The sequence below is a fragment of the Coprobacillus cateniformis genome (assembly GCF_009767585.1).
GTDB classification, from domain to species: domain Bacteria; phylum Bacillota_I; class Bacilli_A; order Erysipelotrichales; family Coprobacillaceae; genus Coprobacillus; species Coprobacillus cateniformis.
Genome location: NZ_WSNW01000001.1, coordinates 3429551 through 3450397, shown reverse-complemented (window position 1 = coordinate 3450397; position 20847 = coordinate 3429551). Strand labels below are relative to the sequence as shown.

Genomic DNA, 20847 nt, shown 5'->3' with positions numbered 1-20847 from the left:
GATGCTTGTGGATGAATTATATTGTACATGATAGAAATATATAGTAGAATAATTCGGTGCAATCAAAAAGATAAGATATTGGAAGGAAAACAAAAATGAAAAATTATTTACAAGAAACACCAATGTTAAATTATTCAAATAAATCAATTCAAGAACTTATAGAAAGAAAAGGGTGGAAGCATTTAGATGAATTTCATCGAATTCTTGAAATCTATAATTTTGTTCGTGATGATATTTTGTTTGGATACAATATAAATGATAATGTGACAGCATCTCGTGTCTTGTCCGATGGGTATGGACAATGCAATACAAAGGGAACACTTTTTATGGCATTATTGCGAGGATGCCAAATACCTTGTCGAATTCATGGCTTTACAATTGATAAAAAGTTGCAAAAAGGTGCAATGACTGGCTTTGTTTATAAAAATGCTCCTTTGAATGTATTTCATAGTTGGGTTGAAATTTATTATGATGGCTCTTGGTATGAATTAGAAGGATTTATTTTGGATAAATTATATTTGAATCAATTACAAAAACTCAATTCATCATGTACAGGCGCTTTTTGTGGCTATGGTGTGGCAGTTACTGATTTTCAAAATCCAATTATTGATTGGAACAAAAATAATACATATATCCAAAGTGAAGGAATTAATCAAGATTTTGGGATTTATGATTGTCCAGATGATCTGTTAAAAGTTCATCATCAGGATTTATCAAAAGTGAAGACAATTTTATATAGATATTTAGGCAGACATCTCATGAATAGAAATGTGAAAAAGATTAGAAATCATAAATAGTAGAGCAGTTATTAAATAATTGAACAATTACAACTGAAGGCATAGTAACATTATTAAAATGAAGACAAGAAATTATGAAAGAAATTGATAATTTCAGAAAGTCTTGGATAGAAAATTATGGTAAAGTCATTTTTCCTATATAATAATACATACAATGGAGGTAAAACGAATGGACAGTGATTATGGAGTTGTAAAAATGAATATTGAAGAGCTTTTAGAGAAAGCAGGGATAAGTAAAAATAAAATTTGTAAAGACTTAGATTTACCTCGACCAAACTTTAATAAATATTGTCGTAATCAATTTCAACGAATAGACGCAAATTTAATTGCAAAACTTTGTTTTTATTTAGACTGTACAGTTGACGAGTTAATTAAATATGAGCATCCTAAGAAGTCTAAAAAGAAATAAAACTTACTATAATAAATCAATTGGACATGTATCTTCAGACATGTCTTTTTCATCATCATTTTTAATTTTATCTAATATGCTTAATTGTTGTATAAAATCATCAAATTCTTTATTAACTACTTGAGTCGAAAGATTTGATTTGTAATGATTAGGTGATTCATAATCATATCGTTACTAAAGAAGAATTATTAAAAGATGAAGTATTATTAAGTTTGTTACCTAAAAATGAATCTAATAATTATTATCTTGGTTATGCGACTTTAGATGATGTTTATACTGTTAAATATTTACCAATTGATCAATTCATTGATTATATTGATAAATTAAATAATGAAGATACTCAATATTATAGAACTAGTCCTCAAAAAAGAGATGCAGCAATATTTGAAGCGATTTGGTTATTTGATGAATTAGCATGTGTAAAAGTAAATCCTTTTTTTGCCGCTGATATAACATTTGGATATTCGGCATTATCTTTGTATTTTAATAACGGATATGAGCAAGAATCCCTTCTTAGCTTATTTGATAACAATCCTGTAAGACGTAATATATTTTTTGCTCAATTCTTTTATTTTGTTAAAAAATATCTAAAAAACAAAATAAATCAAGGGAGTCAAATTATTACTATGCATGATTTTGAAAAGAGAACTTTGAGTATACTTAAGAAGATATTGTATGTCAGAATTTGATCAAAAAGCAACCAGAAGTGCTTTTTACTGAAAATTATGATAAAAAAATTCATGAATTTGACAAATATATAACCTCTTCTTTTTTGGCATAAATAAAGAGGACAAAAATATCATTTTCTTTTATAATCATTTTATATTAAGGAGGAAAAGATATGAACGTACCATTTAGAATTGAACAAAGAGAAAGTTTTAGAGTTATTGGTTATTGTTTACATACAACAAATAAAAGAAAAAAGGGAAGAAAAGAAATTCCTTTGTTATGGAACGAGTTCAAAGAAAAAGATTTTCAAAGCACATTAATGCCTATGATGAATCAAGAACCATTTGGATTGTTTGGGATAAGTGTTTATAATACATATGAAGATGATTCTCATAAATTTGATTATTATATTGCTGTCTCAAGTCATATGACAATTGATAATGAATTAGATAGTTATATAGTACCTGCTATGACATGGGCAGTTTTTCCTTGTACTATTGAAACAATAGGAAAAACAGAGGTTCAGGCCATTACAAAATGGTTACCAAAGTCTCGATACAAACCATTGAATTCAGGATATATAACTGGGCGAATGAAATCAGGAGCACCAGATATTCAGTATTATGGTCAAGATGGGATTGTTGAGATATGGATTGGCGTGACTGAAAAATAAAATAGGCGAGTGATGTTCAAATACATCATTTGCCTGTTTTCATATTTTTATTATAAAGAAATATAAATATATTTATTATTGAAAATGACAGTTTAATGATGAAGATTTTATGACTGTAATAGGAATAAAGAAGAATTTCTAGTGAATTTGTGCAGCTGCTATATACAACTGATTTTTATCATATTCGATAATATATGACTCATTTTCTACATCTAAAACAATCACTTCATCAAATTTCAAGCCCTTTGACATTTGAATTAAAGTCACAGAGATACCATGAATAATGCTTGTACTTTCAGGAGAAATAAGATAGATGGATTTGATGAATTGGTTGGATTTGTTTTACAAAAGTCATAGTTTCATAAGTAGAGTGATAACTTTTAGTGAGTTTACTAATTTTGCATTTTTGTAGATGAACTGTAAATCTTGTAGTGTATGAGAGTAATCAGATTTCTTCCCATTCTATTGTCTGCTTTACTGGTAAAACAAGCATATCATAAAGGTTTAATTATTGATAAAATTCTTTATATAAGGTAAATGTATTTTTAAAATATAACATTCTGGTAAGTGCTGTCAGAATTGTTTTAGGATGAGGGATTTTATCGTATATACTTTTATCTTTATGACTTTTGTTCATTGTTTAATGTCTCCTTTGTTAAATAATACTTGCTATGCTTGTTTATGAATATATGATCTTTCTCTTTCCTTTTTTCTTTTAACAAAATTAAACCTTATTGTTGCTATGATGAAATACACTCTTACTAAATACGTTTCTTCTAAAAAATGGTATACAAAATATGTGTTTTGTTATATAGTAATACAGTATAAAAAAAGCATATGGATAATATGGAGGTTTAGAAATGGAAATTCTTGAAATATTAAAAGCTGTTCTATTTGGAATAGTTGAAGGTATTACTGAATGGTTGCCAATTAGCAGCACTGGTCATATGATTTTACTGGATGAATTTGTGAAATTGGATGTGAGTCCTGAATTCTATAGTATGTTTCAAGTTGTAATTCAATTAGGAGCAATTCTTGCAGTTGTTGTTTTGTTTTGGAATGATTTTTTTCCGTTTGGTAAAAAGGATAATCAACAGCCATTAGCACAAACTGGAGTTTTATCTTATGTAAAATGGGATAAATTTATGTTATGGTTTAAAATTTTAGTTTCTTGTGTACCTGCTGCTGTAGTTGGCTTATTATTTGATGAACAATTAGAAGCAATGTTTTACAACTATCAGACAGTTTCAATAGCACTCATTGTTTTTGGGATTGCTTTTATTGTTATTGAAAATAGAAATGCATCACAGCACTCACGCATTAATTCGCTTGCTGATATAACATTTAATACAGCACTCTTAATTGGGATTTTTCAATTAATTGCTGCTATTTTCCCAGGAACGTCTCGTTCAGGTGCAACAATTGTTGGAGCATTATTATTAGGTGTTTCTAGAACAGTTGCTGCTGAGTTTACTTTTTTCTTAGCTATTCCTGTTATGTTTGGGGCATCATTGTTGAAATTGGTTAAATTTGGATTTTTGTTCACAACTGCTGAATTGATTATTTTGGTTATTGGAATGATTGTTGCCTTTATGGTTTCAGTTGTTGTGATTAAATTTTTAATGGGATATATTAAGAAACATGACTTTAAGGTTTTTGGATGGTATCGTATTGTATTAGGGATTTTAGTACTTGCATATTTTTTAATGAGATAACATGAGAAATCATGTTTTCTTTTTGTCTTAAATAAAGTATCATAGAGGTAGAGTTGAAATTATGAATGGAGGACATAAAAAATGGCAAAGTATACCAAATCATTTCAAGGAAATTATAATCATTTTCTCAAGTATATAGAGAACGAAATTATTCAAGGAAGTATGTCTGCTACTATTGAAGATAGGCATCAAAGTGTTATTAATAATGTTCAGTGTACAATTTTGGTTTTCGAACGATATAGTTATATAGGTGGAAATCGTGTAAGTATGAATGTTACTATTTTAGGTTATCAAGATTATATAGAGTTAATTGCTATTACAGCTGGTGGAAGTCAGGCAACTTTTTTTAAGGTCAATACCTGGGGTGAAGAAGCTTTTTTAGATAAGATTATTGATCCAGTTGAAGAATATATAAAGAAAAATAAAAGGAGGTAGAATATGATAGAGTTTTATCGCATTTATGATGTTGACAATGAATTGTATGAATTCTGTTTAAGACAAAAAGGTTATTATCAATTAGAAAATATAGTGATTACTAAAGAAGTGCTTAGGGAAGATATGAATATTCCTGAAGGTTATGATAAGAAAAAGCATTATTGTCAAAAAGTTTATATTGATCATCAGATGACTGCTTATATCGATTATCAATGTGGTTATCGCTATTCAATGCAGCATGATGATACATACGTATGGATTGGATTATTTTTAGTTGATGAAAATAAGCATAGACAAGGATTCGGAAAAGCAATTATACAAAGTTTTATTAACCAGTTAGATAATCATTATAACCATGTTCAATTAGCTTGTATTGAATATAATGAAAAAGGTATGGCATTTTGGCAATCGCTTGGTTTTTATAAGATTGCTGATTCTCATTTTGGAGAGATTCCTGTTGTTGTTTTTCAATTAGATTTATAGAGTTCTTTTTTAAGATAGGGGAGAAATGAAGCATGATGAGATGGATAGTTGTGGATATGGATGGAACTTTGCTTAACAGTCAAAAAATTATTACTGATCTGACAAAAGAAACTATAATAGATATGCAAAAATCAGGTTATCGTTTTATATTGGCTTCTGGTAGACCAACATCTGGAATGCTGCAATATGCAAAACAATTAGATATGGATAAATATAATGGAGTTGTGATTTCATATAATGGAAGTCTTGCAATGAATGTTCAAAATCAAGAGATACTTTTTCATAAACCTTTAAGTACAATACAATCAAAAAGGATACTTCATCATCTTAAACAATTTGATGTTGATATTATGATTGATAAAGATGAATATATGTTTGTACATGATGTTTATGCTGACAATATCCAACATGAATCTCGTATGGGATGTTATAAACTATGTGAAGTAGATGATTTAGAAGCAGCTTGTCAGTTTCCATTAAATAAAATTTTAATCAGTGCTAAACCATGTTATTTGAAACAGCATTTTCAGGAAATGGCTGAACCATTTTCAAATGAAGTTCACTCTATGTTCACAGCCCCATATTATTATGAGTTTAATGCTCTTGGAGTAGATAAAGCAACTGCTTTAAAGCATGTTATATCATTTTATGGAAGTGACAGAACAGAAGTCATAGTGTTTGGTGATGCACATAATGATATAACAATGATGCAATTTGCTGGAACAGGTGTTGCTATGGGGAATGCTGTTTCTGAAGTAAAAAACATTGCAGACATTGTGACAGATACGAATGATAATGATGGGATTGTTCAAGCATTGAAGGAATTAAAACTATGTTTGTAAGAGAATAAGGAGATATCAAATGACACTACAAAAATTTCAAAAACTTTATAATGAGACACATGACATCTGTCAAGATTTGCATAAGAAATCCAATTATATAGCGATTATGAGATTTGTCTTGGGTATGGGAGTGATTGCTGGTTTATTAGTAGGTTATTTTCAAAACCTACATATTTTATATGGTATTTCTCTATTATGTCTAATCATCTTTTTAGTAACTATACGTTATCATGATAGTATAAAACAAGATTTGTTAGAAAAGCAATCACTTGCGAATGTATATCAAGATCATATAAAACGTATGACGAATCAGTGGACAACATTTTCTGAAACTGGTCAGGCATATTTAAATGATAATCCAAAGGCGATTGATTTAGATATTGTTGGACACCACTCATTATTTCAAATGATAAATCTTGCATTTACTCAAAAGGGTCAAAAAAAACTTGCTGATATTCTTATAGAAGACGGTATTCAGCAGGAAGAGCTTGAGAAACATCAAGAAACAGTGTTAGAGATGAGCCAGCATGAGGCATTTGTTTTGCAACTAGAAGCCTATGGAAAGATGACACAAGCCCATAAAGAAACTGTGATTCAAAATTTTATGACTCATTTCAATATACACTCTTATGAGAAAATATCACCATTTGTATTTATTGTTTCATTTATAACAATTGTATCATTATTTTGCTTGTGTTTTTCAATTGGTCTTCCATATACTTTAGCCTCTTTTGAAATAGGAGCAGTTGCTCAACTTTGTTTTGCATTCTTAAACTTAAAAAAACATCAGGAACTATTTGAACCTGTTGCTTTCTTGAACAAAAGCGTTCAAAGTTATTTGAGAATATTTCAATTAATTGAAGATGAAAGATTTGAAAGTCAACTTTTCAAAGCATTGCAATTAGAAATATGTGTGAAGGGGAAAGCAGTGAAAGGTATTCAAGAGTTGTCAAGATTATCTCAAAGAATTGGATATCGTCAGAATATTATTGCTATTCTTGTGTTGAATGCTTTAGGGTTATATGATTTTTGGCTAAGAAATCAATATATTGGTTGGCTTGAAAAATATCATCAGGATTTAGAAAGATGGTTTGATGGGTTAGGGCAGATTGAAGTTTGGGCAAGTTTAAGTGTTTTGAAAATAGATGATTTTGATGTTGTTATGCCAAAAGTTCAAAAAGAAAAGTTATTATCATTTAAAAATCTTAGACATCCTTTGATTGTCAAAGAGAAAGTTGTGGGTAATAGCTTTGTTATGAAGGATTCTGTCTGCGTAATTACTGGTTCAAATATGTCTGGAAAAACAACATTTATGAGAACAATTGGATTAAATCTTGTGTTGGCATATGCAGGAGGGTTTGTCTTAGCTGATCAAATGACATGTTGCCATATGCATATTATGACATCTATGCGTGTTAAAGACAATGTAGAAGAAGGTGTGTCAACTTTCTATGGAGAATTGTTACGTATTAAAGAAATGATATGTTATGCTAAAGAGGAAAAACCAATGTTATGTTTGATTGATGAGATTTTCAAAGGTACAAATTCTTTGGACCGTATTGCTGGCGCCAAAGCAACTATTCAAAAATTATCTCTACCTTATAGTATGACTTTTTTAACTACGCATGATTTTGAGTTATGTCGAAGTCAAAATGTTGAATGTTTAAATTATCATTTTGATGAATTTTATGAAAACAATCATATTTGTTTTGATTATCTCATTAAAGAAGGTCAATCACAATCAACAAATGGTCAATTCTTATTGAAGCAATTAGGTATCATGGAATAGTAGAATTGTTATAATAAAATTTGGATCATGATAAAAAATCCATTATAATTGTAAATCTAAAGGGGGAATATATATGGAAGAAAAAACAATGCGTGATATGATTCATTTGACTTTTGGAGAAGAAGTTGGAAATGCTATTAGTCATGGAGTCATGGCACTTGCTTGTTTATTTGTTTTGCCATTTGCAGCAGTCTATTCCTATCTTGTGGGTGGCGTTGTGAGGGCAGTTGGTGTCTCTATCTTTATTATTTGCTTATTTCTCATGTTTCTTATATCGACTATATATCATAGTATGGATTATAATACTGAGCAAAAATATGTTTTTAGAAAATTAGATCATATTTGTATTTATTTGGCCATTGCTGGAAGTTATACTCCTATTGCATTATGCGTTGTGCAAGGGTGGCTAGGTGTTCTTATTCTTGTGTTGGAGTGGGGGGCAGTTTTCGCAGGTATACTTTTGAAATCAATTTCAAAGAAAGCCTATCCTGTTCTCTCTACAACAATTTATCTTGTTATGGGATGGACAGCTGTGTTTTTTATTCCTGCCCTTTTGCAGGATGCATCTTTCTTGTTTCTCTCATTTATTGTTATGGGAGGAGTTATGTATTCAGCTGGTGTATACTTTTATTCAAAACATAAAAAGTTTTTTCACTTTGTCTGGCATTTGTTTATTAATGCAGCGAGTATTCTTCATTTTATAGCCATTGTTTTCTTTATGTAAAAATAGCAGAGATTCTTCTGCTATTTTTCATTTTCATCCTGATAGTATGTATCTAGAATTTTTTCTGCAATTGTTTTATACTGATTGCTTAATGCACAAATAAGCAAAAGCAGCATTGTTCGTTGGTCAGGATCATCAAGATCAAAACCTTGTTTTTCAATGAATTCTTGTGTAGATGTTGTAACAAGATGTGCTAATTCTTTTTTTGTTGATAAGAACTTGTTATATATTGGTTCTATTTTTTCAGTTTGTTCATGATAGGGTTGTAGAACTTTTTTTATTTCCTGAATTGAGATTGTATTTTTTAAAGAGTAAATCAGTAACATCTGTAAGATATGATCTTTAGTATATTTTTTCCCTTTAATTGGTTTTAGTAAACCTTCTTTAGAATAATTATTGATCATTGTTTTTGTTAATAACTTATCATCTTCATTTCTTTTGTTATCAGCAAGGTTGACATCAAAAAGTGTCATAATTTGATCCATATAAAGATCTAAAGAGGGGATATCTTCTGATTTTAAATCACTCGTATTTTCTATTTCTATTAATCTTTTGTAAAATTTATCATTGCTCATAGAATCACCTCGTTTATATCATACATGATTTTGAAAAAAATAACAACACATAGTTGACATTCGAAGAAAATGAAATATAATATACGTATAAAGTAGTTATTATAACTATATATAAAGGAGATGATATTGTGATTAAACTGTTTAAAAAGGCTATGGATCCTATTAGTAGTGAAACACATTTTATTGGTGCATGCTTATCACTAATAGGCTTATTTATTATGATATTTGTAGGATTAAAGAGAGAAACTGCGCCTATGATTCTAGGTGCTGCAATGATATTTGGTTTTTCATTAATTGCTTTATATAGTGCAAGTGCAATATATCATTTTTTTAAAGGGAGTCAAAAAATAAAAATTGTTTTAAGAAAATTAGATCATTCAATGATATATGTATTGATTGTTGGAACATATACACCAGTTGTTATGTATTGTATGGAAACTCCTCATTCTTACTATTTTTTAGGAATACTTTGGGCAGTTGCTATCATTGGTATTTTGGTGAAAATTATTTGGTTGAATGCCCCACGTGCAATTACAACTGCTATATATTTAATCCTTGGATGGGCTATTGTTTTTGATTTTCAATCATTTACTGGGATTCCAGTAAACTGTTTAATGATGATTGCAGCAGGTGGTATTGCTTATTCTATTGGTGCATTTATCTATATATTTAAGAAACCTAATTTGACTGAAAATTTTGGATTTCATGAATTGTTTCATATTTTTGTGATGTTAGGCTCATTGTTACATTATTTAGCTATCTTAATGTTTATTCTTTAAAAGCACATTTGTGCTTTTTTTGTTTGTTTTCTTGATTTTGAGGCATATTTTAAATATGGAGAATCAAGAAAAATTAAGATTGTATAAAAGAGCATTAAGAGATTATCAGAGAATTGCTTCTGATTTTAATGAACATAAAAGTTATACTTATAATCAGTTTAAAGATTATTTTCAGCCATATGGTACTGATATGGGAAGTGTTTTTGTTATAGAAAGAGGGGTTGTGAAGGTATATCTTATTCCTTACCACAAGGAATTATTAAGTAGTCAATCGTGTGATTGTTCATTATCATTACATATTGTTATTTATAGGATTCAAGAAAATTTTAAAGAAGAAATTGATAGTTTATCTTTACCAATGCTAAAGTGGAAAATTATGAATTTAGATAATAAGTGACATGATTATAACAAATAAAATTAAAAGTGGCATAAATAGTGCTGTTTTGTTATAATAAGAGAAGGTGATGAAAATGAAAAAATTAGATTTAACATATAAACATATTATACTTTATGTTTTAACATTCTTGATTATTGTTTTAGGAGATCAGATTACAAAGGTTATTGTTGATCATACCTTGCAGCTTGGAGGAGCTTATACAATTATTGAAGATTTCTTTTATTTTACATATTATCAAAATCAAGGAGCAGCATGGAGCATATTAGAAGGAAAGATAGGTGTATTCTTAATTGTTGCTGTTGTTGCAATTATTGGAATATTCTATTATTTCAAGCAATCACATGCTTATCAAAAATTGACACGATTTGGACTTGTCTTGGTTTTAAGTGGAGCTATAGGTAATTTGATAGATCGTATTGTGTTTGGATATGTACGTGATTTTATTGGTTTTAATATCTTTGGATATAGTTTTCCAATCTTTAATGTGGCTGATATGGCGATTACTATTGGTATTGGATTAGTTGTTTTAGAAGTAGCAATGGAGGAGTATAAAGCATGGAAGATATCAAAATCAGAATTGTAGAAGAACAAAAGGGTCAAAGAATTGATAAGATATTGGCAAAAGAATTGGCTGACTTTTCACGTACACAAATACAATCATTAATACAAAATGGATATGTTGTTATTGATGAGAAGCCTATTAAAGCAAGTTATAAAGTTGAAACTGGTGAAGATGTTATTGTTTATATTCCTAAACCTGAAAGTACAGATATTTTACCTGAAGATATTCCTTTAGATGTTGTTTATGAAGACCAGGATGTTATTGTCATTAATAAACCAACTGGTATGATTGTTCATCCGTCTATAGGTATTTATAGTGGAACCTTGGTCAACGCTTTGTTATATCATTGTCATGATTTATCAGGTATTAATGGTGTGACACGACCTGGCATTGTGCATCGTATTGACAAAGAAACGAGTGGCTTATTGATGGTTGCTAAAAATGATAAGGCGCATCAAAGCTTGAGTAAACAATTGCAGGAGCATACTGTGACACGCCGTTATTTAGCTTTGGTACATGGGCTTATTCCTCATGAATTTGGAAGAATAGAAGCTCCTATTGGACGTGATAAAAATGATCGTCAAAAGATGACTTGTACTGATAAAAATGCTAAAGATGCTATTACAAATTTTAAGGTTATCGAAAGATTTAGAGATATGTCATTGGTAGAGTGTCGCTTGGAAACTGGTCGTACACATCAGATTCGTGTTCATATGCAATATATCGGATATCCTGTTTATGGTGATCCTCAGTATGGATTGCGTCGTGATGATACATCACATGGACAGTTTTTACATGCCAAAATATTAGGATTTGTTCATCCAAGAACTGGTGAGGAAATGTATTTTGAAAGTGAACTTCCTGATTTTTTTGAAAAGAAACTTCAGGAATTAAGGAACGAGATGGAATAGGAGGAAAGATAATGTCTAAGGTTATTAGTTGGGATCAATATTTTATGGGGGTTGCAAAACTTTCTGCATATCGTTCTAAGGATCCTAATACTCAAGTTGGTGCTTGTATTGTGACACCTGAACATAAAATTGTTGGTGTAGGTTATAATGGATTACCATGGGGATGTGAAGATGATGAATTTCCATGGGCAAATCGAGAAGGGGATATGTATGATACAAAATATCCTTATGTTGTTCATGCAGAATTAAATGCCATTTTAAATAGTATTCAAAAATTAGTGGGTTGTCGTATTTATGTTTCATTATTTCCTTGTCACGAATGTGTTAAAGCCATCATTCAAAGTGGAATCAAGGAGATTGTTTATGAAGATGATAAATATAGTGATACACCAAGTGATAAGGCTGCTAAACGTATGCTGGATGCAGCAGGTGTTAAATATACAAAAATGAATAGATTTGATATTGATATTAAATAAAGAGCATCACACGATGCTCTTTTGTACTTTTTGAATAAGATGAGGTTGTATATCAGGATATGTCCATGAAACTGGTAAGTCAACAAAAAAATAAACTTTTTCTATTTCAGAATGAGGTTTGATAGAGAATTCATGAATATCAGCATAATATAACATACCATAGCTTTCTTGACCACTTAAATTCACACGTGTTTTTCCTGTGACTGAATAGACACAAATAGGGAATAATTTATAAGAACTTGCACCAGTTTCTTCATAAAGTTCACGCCTAGCTGCTTGTTCAATAGTTTCAAATGCTTCACGATGTCCACCAGGCACTTCGTAAGTAGTTCTTTCTTTATGTTTGACAAAGACCCATTGTCCTTTATATTTTGAAACAATAACAGCATATTTTAATAAGTGATCATCAATTGTTTGATAAAATTGAATTTTCATCATTATACTCCTTAATTAGAAATAAAGAAAAAGAATGGCTTACCATTCTCTACTGTTCTTCTAATAAAGCTTTTACTCGCTTTGTATTTGTGAAATTTAATTTTGCGACTTTCATCAACATCTTTTCACCATACTTTGTTGCAATTTTTGCAGCAACAGCATCAACAGCAGTACTTGTCCCACGACTTAAGTTCATTTTTAAACTCTTTGTCATATTCGCATAATATTGTAAATATGCATAGCGAGAAAGAATTTCTGCAGCAAGAACAGCCATATATTTATCTTCAGCATGACTTGTTTCAAACATCAAATCTTTAACAACTATAACTTCATTCTTTAGATAGTTAAAATATGTCTTTGGAGAAACAAATTGATTGATCACTTTTACCTTAACATTTTGTTTAACTTTTTGCATGACATTTACAGTTGCCTGATTAAAAAGTTTTGCTTTGATATTTGCCTGATTCAAGCCTTCTTGAACCATTTTGTTGTAATGCGAATTATCTAAAATTAATAAACTATAGACAAGTTTGTCTTTAATCTGTTTGGCATAATCTACAACTTCTTGATTGGATAGGGAATTCAAATCTTCAATATGTAAACTCTTTAAAAATTCAGAATCTTCCGATGTTACATAGCAAGAAACGATACATAAGGGTCCTAAATAATCAGATGAACCTGTTTCTGCACAACCAATATGATGATATGGAAAGATATCATCTTGAGGAGCAACTAAATGAGATAATTCCTTGGCGATTCTCTTTGACCAATGTTTTGCTTCCTGTAAAGCATTTTGCCCACTTAATTCAATTGTCCCATCCATTTTTGCTATAATATCACAACCAATAGCATGCGCTTTAAAGATAAGGTCTGTGTCATCAACTGGAACCATTTGACTATCATAAAATTTTTTCATTTTCTCCAATGTACTATCTTCCACTTTAAGTATAATTGGTTCCACACTCATCACCTCTAATCTATTTTAACATAATTTTGTTAATTTTGACAGAATAATTTTCAAATGTTATAATATCTTGGCTTGAAAGGAGGTATTTATTTTGGATTTTCATATGATTGATATTATTTTTGTCATATTTTTAGTTTTGATGGCAATTTTTGGATACATAAAAGGTTTTGTTACACGTCTCTATGACTTTGTTGGAACAATAATTGTTTTGTTTTTATCATACTTTTTAGCAAAACCTCTCAGTTCATTAATTTCAATTTATAGTTATGATGCAACCGATGTTTTTGCATCTATGGTTGGTCAAATGATCAATCAAATATTAGTATTTATTATTTTAATGGTGGTGTTAATGATTATAAAGAAATTAATTGGAATTGTCATTAAGCCAACATTAAAAACAATAATGAATACTTTCTCATTGACTTCATTTGTTGATAAAATATTGGGGTTGGTTTTAAGTCTTATTGAAGGGCTTGTGATTTCTTACTTAGTCATTGTATTTATTGTCATTCCTTTTACTGAAAATGGAATAGCTAATGTTCAAAACACACTTTTAGCTAAACAAGTTTTAAAGATTGTTCCAGACGTTAGTCATCAAGTTATTGATTTAACAGGAAGTTTTAAACAGACTGGAAATGCTCAGCCTGATTCTCTGGAAACTTTAACAAAGATCTTATTAACTGCTAAGGATATGGGATTCATAGATGATGAACAAGTTCAGAAAGTTTTTCAAGAGAATATTCAAGATCAGTTGTCTCATGAAAAGATGACTTTGAATGCAACGCAGATACAACAGATTGAAGACATTTTAAGAGAATCAGGTTATGATCAAAGTCTGATTCAATCAATATTATCTAATATACATGTGAGTGGTGAATAATGAAAACAATATTTGAAACATTAGAAATGAATGAAATTCAAAGACAAGTTCAAGGTTATTGTGCATCAACTTTAGGAAAGAAAAGGGTTGATAATCTTGTAATCTTTGATGATGTTGAGGATTTAGATGAGGCTTTAGAAAAAGTCAATGAAGCAATGAAATTGATATCTATTCAAGGTCGTATGCCTTTGGGTGGGTTAAGTGATATTTCTTTGTTATTAGAAAAAGCAAATCGAGATGGGACACTTTTAGGGGAAGATTTTTTGAAAGTTGCTCATCATCTTGAGTGTATTGTAAGTGTTAAAAATTATATTTTAGCAAGTGAGGTAAAAACTCATTTCTTGCAGGACTTGTGTGATGGTTTGGTTGAGAATCAACATCTCTTGAATGAAATACAGAGGTGTATTTTACCTGATGGAAGTGTGGGAGATCATGCAAGTGATCATCTTTATTCAGTGAGAAAGAAAATTCATCAAATTCAAGTCAATATACGTACAAAAATGGATTCTTTAGTTAAAGAATCTAAAGATATTTTGTCAATTGATCAAATGACCACCAAAAACGATCGTTTAGTCTTACCAGTTAAATCTGGCTATAAGAATCAATTGGGGGGACTGATCCACGCTCAGAGTGCAACTGGACAGACGACGTATATTGAACCAGAGGCAGTTGTTGTCATGAACAATCAATTAAGTGAAATGATGATGGCTGAAAAGGCTGAAGTGGAACGTATTTTGTATGTTTTGTCACAATTGGTAAAAGGTAATTATTATCATTTCCATTTTAATTTGGAAATTCTTGAGGAGTTAGATTTTGTCTTTGCCAAGGCACAGTATGGATATCAACATGATTGTTGCATACCTTGTATCGAAGAGAAAGGAAAGTTTATTTCTTTGAAGGAAGCACGCCATCCTTTGATTGATGAAAAGAAGGTTATTGCTAATAATATTATCTTAAGAGATCATCAAATGTTATTGATTAGTGGTAGCAATACTGGAGGAAAAACAGTAACTTTAAAAACAACTGGTCTGCTTTCTTTGATGGCTTTATGTGGAATGCCAATTCCATGTCTAGAAGCAACGATTCCATTATTTGACCAGATTTATGTAGATTTGGGTGATGAGCAATCTATTGAGCAATCACTTTCAACATTTTCAAGTCATATGATGAAGATTATTGAAATTTTAAAAGTTTCCACAAATCAGAGTTTGGTCATTTTAGATGAAATTGGTTCAGGGACTGATCCTCAAGAAGGTGAAAGTTTGGCCGAAGCTATTTTAGGACGTTTTTTAGAAATAGGTTCTTTTGTTTTTGCTTCTACACATTATGGTAGATTAAAAACATTTGCAAAAGAGCATCCAGAAATTTTATTGGCCTCTGTCTCATTTGATTTAGATGCTATGAAACCAACATATCGTTTAAAATTAGACAGTGTTGGACAGTCATATGCAATTGAAATAGCACAACTGTTAGGTCTTGATCAAGATATTGTTAACCAAGCGCAAATGATAAAAAGAGAGGCTATGAGTGAGCATGAAAAGTTAATGGAAGAACTTGAAAAGAAACAGGAACAGTTAGATCTTCGTGAACATGAATTAACAAAGTTATTAAGTGATAATCAGAAATTAGAAAAACAGTATCAGCACCAAATGCATCAATTGAATAAACAAAAAGATGAATTGCTTCAAAAAGCAAAAGATGAAGCCAATCAACTGTTATTAGATGCTAAAGAAAATATTGATTTGGTTGTTGAAACAATGAAAAATTCTTCTTTAAAACAACATGAGATTATTCAGGCAAAGCATGATTTAGATCAAATGAAATATTTAGATGAACAAGATATTATAAAACAGGACCATGAGTTAACAGTTGGTGACCATGTGAAAGTTACAAAAATGAATCGTGAAGGTGATATTGTTGAAGTTTTAAAAAATCATATGGTGATGGTATCATTAGCAGGATTAAATGTGAAACTTCATGAAGACGAAGTTACTTTTATGCATCCACAAACGAAAGTCAAAAAAGTGAAAAAAGCCTCTTTGAAAAAGACAACAGTGAAAAAAACTGGAACCTATGAAATTAATGTTATTGGAAAACGCTATGAAGAAGCAATGAGTCTTGTGGATAAATTTCTGGATGATGCTCTGGTGCTTGGTTATCCTCATGTCCGTGTGGTTCATGGTATGGGAACAGGTGCTCTGCGAAATGGAATTCGTCGTATGCTTGAAAAAAATAAACATGTTGTTTCGTACCGTGATGGTGGACCTAATGAAGGTGGATTAGGTGCAACGTTGGTTTATTTTGAATAATGAATGATTTAATTAAAGGTAAGCTTTCTTTATTGCCACCTTCACCTGGGTGTTATTTAATGAAAAATAAAGAAGGAACTGTTATCTATGTTGGAAAAGCAAAAAAATTAAAAAATCGTGTACACTCTTATTTTGTGGGAGCTCATGATTATAAGACGACAAAATTGGTCAGTGAAATTGTAGATTTTGAATATATTGTGACAGGCAGCGAAAAAGAAGCATTGTTACTAGAAATTAATTTGATTAAAGACTATTCACCACAATACAATATCATGTTTATGGATAATACATATTATCCATATATTCAAATGACAAATGAAGAACATCCTCGTTTAAAGATTGTTCGTGATGCAAAAGAGAAAAAAGCCAAACATTTTGGACCATTTCCTGATGCGACTGCAGCGCGAGAAACGTATAAACTGTTAGATCGTCTTTATCCGCTAAGGAAATGCAATCATATCCCTAAAAAACCTTGTTTGTACTATTCGCTGAATCAATGTCTGGCACCTTGCGTGCGAGATGTTGATCAGGAAGAATATGTGCAGATCAAAAAAGAAATTGTCAAATTGCTCAATGGTGATACCAAAGATAAAATTCATGAATTGACTGAAAAGATGACAAAAGCAAGTGAAGAATTGAATTTTGAACAGGCAAAAGAGTATCGTGATCTTATAACTTATATACAGCATGTTACTGCTAAACAGCATGTTCAATTCAATGATAATATTGATCGGGATATTTTAGGTTATTATGTTGATCATGGATATTTGAGTATTCAGTTGTTTTTCATGCGTCATGGGAAACTTTTATCTAGAGATTTAAATCTTGTCCCTATTGGTGTCAATGTTCAAGAGGATTTGCAGCAGTTTATTGTTTCATTTTATCAAAACAATACTTTACCGAAGGAAGTTCTCTTACCCCAGGATGTCGATGATGAGGTTTTAAAAGAAATTCTTGACTGTAAGATATTAAAACCTCAAAAGGGAAATAAATATTCATTGGTTCAAATGGCAATTGATAATGCCCGTGAGTCTTTAGAGAAAAAGTTTGAATTAATTCAAAAAAATGAAGCTGCAACGATTGGAGCAATGAAACAATTAGGTGAGCTTCTTCAAATTGAAACGCCTCATGTTATTGAATTATTTGACAACTCAAATATTCAAGGGGCATATGCAGTTGCTGGGATGGTATGTTTTAAAGATGGCATTCCTTCAAAAAAAGATTATCGAAAATATAAGATAAAAACAGTTGAGGGTCCAGATGATTATGCAAGTATGCGTGAAGTGATTTATCGTCGTTATTATCGTGTTTTAATGGAAGGGCTAACACCACCGGATATGATTTTAGTCGATGGTGGGTTAGGACAGATTCATGTTGCAAAAGAGGTTGTTGATTCGTTAAATATGAATATTAAAGTCTGTGGTTTAGCTAAGGATGACAAACATTCTACAGCTATGCTCTTGGATGAAAATGGTACTCCAATTCCGATTCATCCAAAAAGTGAACTTTTCTTTTTGCTTACGCGAATGCAAGATGAAGTCCATAGATATGCGATTAGTTTTCATAAGAATGTGCGTTCAAAATCCTTATTTGCTTCTGTTTTAGATGATATTGAAGGAATTGGTCCAAAGCGTAAAAAACAGCTGTTAAATCATTTTAAAAGCGTGAAAAGAATGAAAGAAGCATCGCTTGAAGAATTGCAGGAACTCTTGCCAGATAAGGTTGCAGAAGAACTTTTTCAATCTTTACAAGAAGATTAGCACATTGAGACGACTTTCTCATATACTAAATAGGGGAGGGTTACAATGCATTCCTTATTAACGAAAAGAGAAAAAGAAATTTTTACTTTGCTGACATTCAATAAAACAACAAAACAAATTGCTGAAGAACTCTGCATTAGTGAGAAAACAGTCAGAAATCATATTTCTAATGTTATTCAGAAATTGGGCGTTGAATCAAGAATACAGGCCGTTTTAGAATTGATTAAAATGAAAGAAATTGATTTGTAGAAATCAATTTCTTTTCTTTCCAAATGAATTGATATGTATTATAATGGTCAAGAAAGGGTGATTATATGAAAATAAAGACATGGCATTTGTTTTTTGTCATTATTGTTTTATTTGGTTGCTCTTTTTATATTGTAAATTTGAAGTTTGATAAATTCTATCGTGTGAATGGAATTAATAATGATAATCGTGTCCTGATTGAGAAATACCTGGACAAGGATGAACAGACATATTTGATTGATAATCAAATATCAATTGAATTGTTTATAGATTATTTAGAATTCGATGATTTTCATTTACAAAACTATCAATATTACAATTATTTAAAAGAGTCTGGCCGTTATAAAAAAACTTCAGAAATCTTAGATGTTGCAAATAGTCTCGTTACACGATTGAGTTATTTATATAAAGATAGTGCAATGAATCAAGCAAAACTTTTGATTGATAGATCTTTAGAGATGGTTTTCTTAAGTGAAGAAAATTTTAGATTTGATTACATAGATTTATATACAGATTTAAAACCTTTATATGCTTCTCAAGATTATTCATATATAGAAGATGCTGAAACTTATGTTCAGCGTTTTGGTGAAATGGGTATAGATGATTTTGATGATGTTAAAAAGACAATGCATATGATGACACAAGCATATTCAAAAGATGCACTTGCTGATATTCTGAAGAAAGAATTGCCACATAATGTACAAATTGTTTATAATCCTAATGATTTGTCAACGTTAGTTGATCACAATCATTACATTGGTAAATATGAGCCAACTGGATTATTGCTTGTTCAGGACATACCAAGAATAAGGTATGCTATATATTTACAAAGTGATGCATATAATGCACTTGTTAAAATGTATCAGGATCTCAGTAAAAAACACAGTGGTTTCTTATTGAGAGAAGGATATATTGGGGCACAATCACTTAAGGCGGATGAGGTTGGTTATACGGAAGAACAGCTAGGTTTAACGATTGAGGTTGCACAATCTCAAATTCCTTATAAAGATTTTGATAATACTGATATTTCAAAGTGGCTGCAAGAACATGCGTATGAATATGGGTTTATATTACGCTATCCTAAAGAAAAAGCATCAATTACAAACCATACTTATGACCCTCATATTTATCGTTATGTTGGTAAGGGATTAGCAAAATCATTACACGAATCTGATTTAACATTGGAAGAATATCAATCACAAAATAAATAGGAGGTATTTTATGGATAAACCAATAGGTATATTTGATTCTGGAGTTGGAGGATTAACAGTTTTGACTGCTCTACAAAAAGAATTGCCTCATGAGAATATGATTTATATTGGTGATAATGCACATTGTCCTTATGGTGATAAAACAAAGCATCAATTGCTTTCATATACAAAAGAAATTTGTGACTATTTTATTTCTCAAAATGTAAAAATGATTGTTTTGGCGTGTAACACAACGAGTGCAAATGTTTTGGCAGAGTTACAAGAATTATATCAAGTTCCTGTTGTAGGAGTAATTCATTCAACTGTTCATGATTTTTTGACTAGAAAGAAAAAGTGTCCTTTGATTATTGCTACACATGCAACTATTGAATCGCACAAGTACAGAGAAATCATTATGCATTATGAACCTGATATTCAAATATTTGAATTGGAAACACCTGCACTAGTGCCATTAATTGAATCTGGTCAGTACAAAAAGGGGATCCAGGATGTTTTGGAACATTATTTTTATCCATATGTGAATAAAGTTGATTCATTAATATTGGGGTGTACACATTATCCTATTGTATTGGAACAAATTAAGGAAGTGTTTCCCAATAAAGAATATATTTCAAGTAGTGAGTCTATTTGTCAAGAAGTTGCTTCTTATTTGAGAGTTCATCACATTTTAAATGAATCAAATGATAGTGGAGCAACTGTCATATATACAACTGGTGATCCTCATGAATTTCGATACTCATCAGAAGGATTCTTTCATTACCATGATTTAAAAGTTAACTTTCTTGAATTATAATGCACATCAT

At 30.5% G+C, this 20847-nt stretch carries 24 protein-coding genes; 21 read left to right on the top strand and 3 right to left on the bottom strand.

The features are described 5' to 3' along the window. Nucleotides 1–95: 95 nt before the first annotated feature. The 10 genes from GQF29_RS17115 to trhA (GQF29_RS17070) all read left to right on the top strand — a co-directional run bounded on the left by GQF29_RS17115 (nucleotide 96) and on the right by trhA (GQF29_RS17070) (nucleotide 8536). A complete protein-coding gene (locus GQF29_RS17115; protein WP_008789597.1) occupies nucleotides 96–797 on the top strand; it encodes a transglutaminase-like domain-containing protein in 702 nt (233 codons plus the stop codon). Nucleotides 798–966: 169 nt separating this feature from the next. Next, complete coding sequence (locus tag GQF29_RS17110) at nucleotides 967–1206, top strand: helix-turn-helix domain-containing protein (RefSeq protein ID WP_008789598.1); 240 nt, start codon at nucleotides 967–969, stop codon at nucleotides 1204–1206. Nucleotides 1207–1358: 152 nt separating this feature from the next. After that, complete coding sequence (locus tag GQF29_RS17105) at nucleotides 1359–1895, top strand: hypothetical protein (protein WP_008789599.1); 537 nt, start codon at nucleotides 1359–1361, stop codon at nucleotides 1893–1895. Nucleotides 1896–2047: 152 nt separating this feature from the next. Then, entirely contained in the window at nucleotides 2048–2548 is a 501-nt protein-coding gene (locus tag GQF29_RS17100) for a GyrI-like domain-containing protein (protein WP_008789600.1), read from the top strand. Between the two features lie 860 nt (nucleotides 2549–3408). Beyond that, nucleotides 3409–4263 (top strand): undecaprenyl-diphosphate phosphatase, encoded by an 855-nt coding sequence (locus GQF29_RS17095; protein ID WP_008789601.1) that lies wholly within the window; start codon nucleotides 3409–3411, stop codon nucleotides 4261–4263. Between the two features lie 81 nt (nucleotides 4264–4344). Then, nucleotides 4345–4698, top strand: coding sequence for a DUF6054 family protein (locus GQF29_RS17090; RefSeq protein ID WP_008789602.1), 354 nt, complete (start codon nucleotides 4345–4347; stop codon nucleotides 4696–4698). A 3-nt stretch (nucleotides 4699–4701) separates the two neighbouring features. Continuing rightward, the gene (locus tag GQF29_RS17085; protein WP_008789603.1) at nucleotides 4702–5181 is read left to right on the top strand and encodes a GNAT family N-acetyltransferase; all 480 of its coding nucleotides are present in this window, start codon (nucleotides 4702–4704) and stop codon (nucleotides 5179–5181) included. A 32-nt stretch (nucleotides 5182–5213) separates the two neighbouring features. Next, a complete protein-coding gene (locus GQF29_RS17080) occupies nucleotides 5214–6023 on the top strand; it encodes a Cof-type HAD-IIB family hydrolase (protein WP_008789604.1) in 810 nt (269 codons plus the stop codon). A 19-nt stretch (nucleotides 6024–6042) separates the two neighbouring features. Continuing rightward, nucleotides 6043–7812 (top strand): MutS-related protein, encoded by a 1770-nt coding sequence (locus GQF29_RS17075; RefSeq protein WP_008789605.1) that lies wholly within the window; start codon nucleotides 6043–6045, stop codon nucleotides 7810–7812. A gap of 73 nt (nucleotides 7813–7885) precedes the next feature. Next, nucleotides 7886–8536 (top strand): PAQR family membrane homeostasis protein TrhA, encoded by a 651-nt coding sequence (gene trhA, locus GQF29_RS17070; protein WP_008789606.1) that lies wholly within the window; start codon nucleotides 7886–7888, stop codon nucleotides 8534–8536. A 20-nt stretch (nucleotides 8537–8556) separates the two neighbouring features. Here the strand turns inward: trhA (GQF29_RS17070) and GQF29_RS17065 are convergent, their stop codons facing one another. Continuing rightward, entirely contained in the window at nucleotides 8557–9111 is a 555-nt protein-coding gene (locus GQF29_RS17065; RefSeq protein WP_008789607.1) for a DUF1836 domain-containing protein, read from the bottom strand. Between the two features lie 128 nt (nucleotides 9112–9239). Here GQF29_RS17065 and trhA (GQF29_RS17060) point away from each other — a divergent pair, with 128 nt between their 5' ends. The 5 genes from trhA (GQF29_RS17060) to GQF29_RS17040 all read left to right on the top strand — a co-directional run bounded on the left by trhA (GQF29_RS17060) (nucleotide 9240) and on the right by GQF29_RS17040 (nucleotide 12236). Then, nucleotides 9240–9890: a PAQR family membrane homeostasis protein TrhA gene (gene trhA / locus GQF29_RS17060; protein WP_008789608.1), complete on the top strand. Its 651-nt coding sequence runs from the start codon at nucleotides 9240–9242 to the stop codon at nucleotides 9888–9890. A gap of 55 nt (nucleotides 9891–9945) precedes the next feature. Beyond that, a complete protein-coding gene (locus tag GQF29_RS17055; protein WP_008789609.1) occupies nucleotides 9946–10287 on the top strand; it encodes a hypothetical protein in 342 nt (113 codons plus the stop codon). A 73-nt stretch (nucleotides 10288–10360) separates the two neighbouring features. Next, nucleotides 10361–10870: a signal peptidase II gene (lspA, locus tag GQF29_RS17050; RefSeq protein ID WP_008789610.1), complete on the top strand. Its 510-nt coding sequence runs from the start codon at nucleotides 10361–10363 to the stop codon at nucleotides 10868–10870. Beyond that, nucleotides 10843–11760, top strand: a complete 918-nt coding sequence (locus GQF29_RS17045) for an RluA family pseudouridine synthase (protein ID WP_008789611.1) — start codon at nucleotides 10843–10845, stop codon at nucleotides 11758–11760. Before lspA ends, GQF29_RS17045 begins: the two co-directional genes overlap by 28 nt. An 11-nt stretch (nucleotides 11761–11771) precedes the next feature. Continuing rightward, nucleotides 11772–12236: a deoxycytidylate deaminase gene (locus GQF29_RS17040; RefSeq protein ID WP_008789612.1), complete on the top strand. Its 465-nt coding sequence runs from the start codon at nucleotides 11772–11774 to the stop codon at nucleotides 12234–12236. Nucleotides 12237–12242: 6 nt separating this feature from the next. Here the strand turns inward: GQF29_RS17040 and GQF29_RS17035 are convergent, their stop codons facing one another. Continuing rightward, nucleotides 12243–12671 carry an NUDIX hydrolase gene (locus GQF29_RS17035; protein WP_017143726.1) on the bottom strand — a complete coding sequence of 143 codons (429 nt, stop codon included), beginning with the start codon at nucleotides 12669–12671 and terminating at the stop codon, nucleotides 12243–12245. A 49-nt stretch (nucleotides 12672–12720) separates the two neighbouring features. Beyond that, nucleotides 12721–13632 carry a ribonuclease HIII gene (rnhC, locus tag GQF29_RS17030; protein WP_008789614.1) on the bottom strand — a complete coding sequence of 304 codons (912 nt, stop codon included), beginning with the start codon at nucleotides 13630–13632 and terminating at the stop codon, nucleotides 12721–12723. Between the two features lie 97 nt (nucleotides 13633–13729). Between rnhC and GQF29_RS17025 the strand changes: the two genes are divergently transcribed. The 6 genes from GQF29_RS17025 to murI all read left to right on the top strand — a co-directional run bounded on the left by GQF29_RS17025 (nucleotide 13730) and on the right by murI (nucleotide 20837). After that, a complete protein-coding gene (locus tag GQF29_RS17025) occupies nucleotides 13730–14518 on the top strand; it encodes a CvpA family protein (protein ID WP_017143727.1) in 789 nt (262 codons plus the stop codon). After that, nucleotides 14518–16827 carry an endonuclease MutS2 gene (locus GQF29_RS17020; RefSeq protein ID WP_008789616.1) on the top strand — a complete coding sequence of 770 codons (2310 nt, stop codon included), beginning with the start codon at nucleotides 14518–14520 and terminating at the stop codon, nucleotides 16825–16827. The genes GQF29_RS17025 and GQF29_RS17020 overlap by 1 nt, the downstream gene beginning before the upstream one ends. Continuing rightward, entirely contained in the window at nucleotides 16827–18587 is a 1761-nt protein-coding gene (gene uvrC / locus GQF29_RS17015; RefSeq protein ID WP_008789617.1) for an excinuclease ABC subunit UvrC, read from the top strand. The genes GQF29_RS17020 and uvrC overlap by 1 nt, the downstream gene beginning before the upstream one ends. A 45-nt stretch (nucleotides 18588–18632) precedes the next feature. After that, nucleotides 18633–18836 (top strand): helix-turn-helix domain-containing protein, encoded by a 204-nt coding sequence (locus GQF29_RS17010; protein ID WP_008789618.1) that lies wholly within the window; start codon nucleotides 18633–18635, stop codon nucleotides 18834–18836. Between the two features lie 65 nt (nucleotides 18837–18901). After that, on the top strand, nucleotides 18902–20044 hold the full coding sequence (locus GQF29_RS17005) for a M15 family metallopeptidase (RefSeq protein ID WP_054688575.1): 1143 nt from the start codon (nucleotides 18902–18904) through the stop codon (nucleotides 20042–20044). A 10-nt stretch (nucleotides 20045–20054) separates the two neighbouring features. Beyond that, the gene (gene murI / locus GQF29_RS17000) at nucleotides 20055–20837 is read left to right on the top strand and encodes a glutamate racemase (RefSeq protein WP_008789620.1); all 783 of its coding nucleotides are present in this window, start codon (nucleotides 20055–20057) and stop codon (nucleotides 20835–20837) included. Nucleotides 20838–20847 lie beyond the last annotated feature (10 nt).